General features: G+C 75.6%; 2 protein-coding genes. Both read right to left on the bottom strand.

Going from position 1 to position 4,801, the window contains the following annotated elements; all coding sequences use genetic code 11:
- The coding region (locus E1258_RS29955; protein ID WP_165949937.1) for a condensation domain-containing protein at positions 1–1,878 on the bottom strand (1,878 nt) is incomplete at its 3' end.
- Positions 1,875–4,801 (bottom strand): non-ribosomal peptide synthetase (locus E1258_RS29950; RefSeq protein ID WP_132407018.1); only part of this gene is annotated, 2,927 nt, incomplete at its 5' end. The genes E1258_RS29955 and E1258_RS29950, both read right to left, overlap by 4 nt.

Genomic DNA, 4,801 nt, shown 5'->3' with positions numbered 1-4,801 from the left:
GACGTCGACGCCCTTCGGACGCCCGGTGGACCCGGACGTGAAGATCACGTATGCGGGGTGGGTCGGCAGCAGGGGGGTGCGGCGGTCCCGGTCGGTGGGGTCGCGATCCGGGCGTCCCGCCAGCTCCGCCACCACCGCCGGGTCGTGCAGGTCTAGGCGGGGCAGCCCGGCGGCCGCGGCGGCTGCGCGGGCCACCGGCGCGGCGTCCGACCCGGCGAACACCACGCAGGCCGGGTCGGCGTCGGCCAGCATCTGCTCGACGCGGGCGCGCGGGTACTCCGGGTCGACCGGCAGGTACCCGGCGCCCGCCTTGGTCACCGCGAGGATCGAGGTCACCAGTTCGATGCCGCGCGGCAGGGCGAGCGCGACAAGCCGCTCCGGGCCGATCCCGCGGTCGACGAGCGCGTGGGCGAGCCGGTTCGCCCGCGCGTTCAGCTCGCCGTACGTCAGCCTGCGCGCGCCGCAGCGGACCGCGACCGCGTCGGGCGTGCGGGCGGCCCACGCCTCGACCAGGGCCGGCAGGGTCGCCACCGGCACCGGCGCGGGGTTGCGGCCCTGGGTCGACAACCGGTGCCGCTCCTCAACGCCGAGCAGGTCGAGCCGTCCGGTCCGTGTCCCCATCGCGGCGGGCAGTTCCGTCAGCAGCCGGGTGAACCGCCGCAGCAGGCCCCGGACGAACCCCACCGGGAACAGGTCCGGGCGGTACGACAGGCGCAGCCGCAGCCGGGAGCCGGCCGCCGCGTTCAGGCTCAGCGGGTAGTGGGCGGCGTCGGCTGCGCCCGCCTCGACCCGCAGGGGCCCGCAGCGCAGCTCGCCGGACTCCGGGAAGTTCTCGAACGCGACGCAGGTGTCGAACAGCTCGCCGGTCCCGGCCACCTTCTGGATGTCGGCGAGGCCCAGGTGGTGGTGTTCGATCAGGTGCGCCTGCTCGTGCTGGACGCGGTCCAGCAGCGCCGACAGCGGTTCGTCACGGCGCAGCCGGACCCGTACCGGCACGACGTTCATCAGCAGGCCGACCATGCTCTCGGCGCCCGCCAGCTCCGGGGGTCGCCCCGACACGGCGGCGCCGAAGGTCACATCGGTCCGCCCGGTGAGCTGGCCGACGAGCAGCGCCCACGCGGCCTGGACGAGGGTGTTGACGGTGAGGTCGTGCCGGCGGGCGAACGCGACCAGCTCCGCCGTGTCCTGGGGGCCCAGTTCGCCCGGCAGGCTGCCCGGCCAGACCGGGGCACGGGTCGGGTCGGCGGGGGCGACGAGGGTCGGCCCGTCCAGGTCCGCCAGCGCCGCCCGCCAGGCGTCCTCCGCGCGCGGCCGGTCCTGCGCGGCGAGCCAGCCGAGGAAGTCCCGGTACGGCACCGGCGGCGGCAGCGCCGAGCCGTCACCGCCGTGCTCGTACAGCGCGCACAGGTCCCGGATCAGCAGGGACGTGGACCAGCCGTCCAGCAGGATGTGGTGGTACGTGACGACCAGCCGGTGCCGGTGACCGTCGACGCGGATCAGCCGGAACACGATCAGTGGGGCCCGGCGCAGGTCGAACCGCCGGCCCTGGTCCGCCTCGGTGTGCCGGGCGAGGGCGGCGTCCGGGTCCTCCCCCGGCTCGGCGGCCACCTCGGTCCACGACAGGTCCGGCCGGCTGGCGATCACCTGCACGGGTGCGCCCGCGCGGCGTTCCCGGAAGCCCGCCCGCAGGTTGGGATACCGGCGCAGCAGCCCGCCCGCCGCCGCGCGCAGCGCGTCGACGTCCAGCGGACCGTGCAGGTCCAGGATGAGCTGAGCGGTCTGCACCTCCGGCCCGGCGCTCTGGTGCCAGGTGTGGAACATCATCCCGGCCTGCAACGGGGCCAGCGGCAGGATGTCCTCGATGCTCGACGTCGTCATGACACCGCTCCCTGCTCCGCAGCCAGTTCCTGCTCAAGGTCGTCGATCTCGTCCTGGGTCAGCGTGACCAGGGGCAGGTCCGCCGGCGTGTGACGGGTGGCGGACGGGGTCGTCGAGCTGGCCACGACGGCCTCCAGGGCGGCGTGCCAGTCGTCGGCCAGGTCGGCCACGTCGGTCTCGGCCAGCAGCCCCGCCGGCCACGACCAGGTGGTACGCAGCTCCGGGCCGGCCGGGCCGTCGACGGTGACGGCGGCGATCTCCAGGGCGTGCGGCACCGGGTGGCGCGGGTCGGCCCCGCCTCGCAACACAATTCCCTCCTCGGCCGGCCCCCAGTCGTCCGGCTCGGCGGCGGGGAACCGGCCGAGGTAGTTGAAGGCCACCTGGGGGGCGGGCATCCGGGCGAGCACGGGACGGGTCCGGGAATCGAGGTAGCGCAGCACGCCGTACCCGCCGGCCGGCGGCAGGGCGTGCAGCTGCTCCTTGATCCGTTTGACGGCCGCGCCGACCGCCGGGCCACCGGTGCGCGCCTGCGCCCCGTCGACCGGGCCCGGGTCGAGCCGGACGGGGTGGATGCGGGTGAACCAGCCGACGGTGCGGGACAGGTCGGCGTCCGGCACGAGCCCGTCGCGGCCGTGCCCCTCCAGGTTGACCAGCACGCCGCCGGAGCCGCCCCGGCCCCGCCTGGCCAGCCAGGGCGGGATCGCCAGGGCCAGCGCGGTCAGCAGGATCTCGTTCACCCCGGTCCGGTACGCGGCCGGGGCGGTGGTGAGCACGGCGGAGGTGCAGGCCGGCGACGCGGTCCGGGAGACGCTGCGGATCCGCTCGAAGACGTCGACGCGGCGGTCGAGGGGGCGGCTGCCGAGCGTCGGCTCCGGCCGATCCAGCAGCCGCGTCCAGGCGGCCAGCTCGTCGGCGCGCGAGGGCTCGTCGGTCAGCGCCGCCACCTGCCGCGCCCAGCCCCGCAGCGTGGTGCCCGCCGGCTCCAGCGCCGGCTGCCGCCCGGCGTCGATCGCGGCGCAGGCCGTACGGAGGTCGGACAGCAGGATCCGCCACGAGACACCGTCGACGGCGAAGTGGTGGACGACCAGTAGCAGCCGGTTCCCGGTGTCCGGCCCGGCCGCGAACCAGACGCCCTGCACGAGTCGGCCGTCGGCCGGGCGCAGCCGGTCGCGGGCGGCCTGTGCCTGCGCCGCGATGAGCGCCGGCCGGTCCGCCGCGTCGGCGTCGGTGAGGTCCACGACGCGCAGGCAGTCCTCGGCGCGCACCGCCCCGGCGGGCGGGATCTCCAGCTCCCACGGCCCGTCCCCGGACCCGGTGCGGGCCCGCAGCCGCAGCGCGGGATGGTGGTCGAGCAGCGCCTGCAACGCCTCCCGGACTCCCTCGGCGGTCTGCGCGGCGGGCACCCGGACCAGCATCGACTGGCTGAACGCGTCCAGCGGGCCGCCGAGTTCCTCCCGGGCCCAGGCCAGGATCGGCGTCATCGGCACCGCGCCGATCCCGCTGTCCGACCGGTCGGCGACCGTGCCGTCCACGGCGGTCGCCACCGCCGCCAGGGCGCGCACGGTGCGCTGCTGGTAGACGTCCTTCGGTTTGATGTTCAGGCCGGCGCGGCGGGCCCGGCTGGCGAGCTGGATGGACATGATGCTGTCGCCGCCGAGGCCGAAGAAGCTGCCGTCTACGCCGACGTCGGGCACGCCGAGCAGTTCGGCGAAGAGTTCGCACAGGATGCGCTCCGTCGCCGTGCGGGGGGCTGGTCCGGTGAGCGACCCGTCGAGTTCGGGCTCCGGCAGCGCCGCCCGGTCGACCTTCCCGGTCGGCGTCAGCGGCAGCGCGTCGAGCACCACGAGCCGCGCCGGCAGCATGTACTCGGGGAGCTGGTGGCGCAGCCACTCGCGTACCTCCGCCGCCGCGAGCGTGGCGGCGGCCGGCGTGACGTACCCGACGAGCCCGGCGCGTCCCGACTCGTCGGCGCGGGTGGTCACGACGGCGGCGCCGACCGCCGGGTGCCGGGCGAGCGTGGCCTCGATCTCGCCGGGCTCGACCCGGAAGCCGCGAATGTTGACCATGTTGTCGACCCGGCCGGCGTACTCCAGGTCGCCGTCCGGGCGCAGCCGCACCCGGTCGCCGGTGCGGTACAGCCGGCCGCCGGGCCGGGTGCCGCACGGGTCTGCGACGAACCGTTCCGCCGTGAGTCCCGGCCGCCCGGCGTACCCGCGTGCCAGCCGCGCCCCGCCGACGTACAGCTCGCCGACCGCGCCGACCGGCACGGGCACGAGCATCGGGTCGAGCACGTGGGCGGTCAGTCCGGCCACCTCGCGGCCGATCCGGCTCAGGCCGTCGCCGACGTCGTTGGGCCCGAGGGTACGGGCGGTAACGTGCACGGTCGTCTCGGTGATCCCGTACATGTTCACCAGGCGCGGCCGGTCCCAGCCGTGCCGCTGCGCCCACCGGCGCACCGACGCGTGCTCCAGCGCCTCGCCGCCGAAGATCACCCAGCGCAGGGCGTGCGGCTGGTCCGACCGGGAGTCCACGTCCTCGAACTGGGCGAAGGAGGAGGGGGTCTGGTTGAGCACGGTCACCCCCGCCCCGGTCACCAGGCGATGGAAGTCCTCGGGGTTGCGCGAGACCCAGTAGGGCACCACGACCAGCCGACCACCGGTGCTCAACGCGCCCCAGATCTCCCAGACGGAGAAGTCGAACGACGCGCTGTGGAACATCGACCAGACGTCGTCGGGCCCGGCGCGCAGGAATTCCTCGCCCCAGTGCAGCAGCCGGGTGACGGCGGCGTGCGGAACGGTGACGCCCTTGGGGCGGCCGGTGGAACCCGACGTGTAGATCACATACGCCGCACTGTCCCCCGACACCACCACCGGCGACACCGGAACCTCCACCGGGCCCGGAGCCTCCCCGTCGACCTCCACCA

The sequence above is a fragment of the Micromonospora sp. KC207 genome, assembly GCF_004348615.1.
GTDB lineage: Bacteria > Actinomycetota > Actinomycetes > Mycobacteriales > Micromonosporaceae > Micromonospora.
This window is presented reverse-complemented; position numbering and strand designations above follow the sequence as displayed.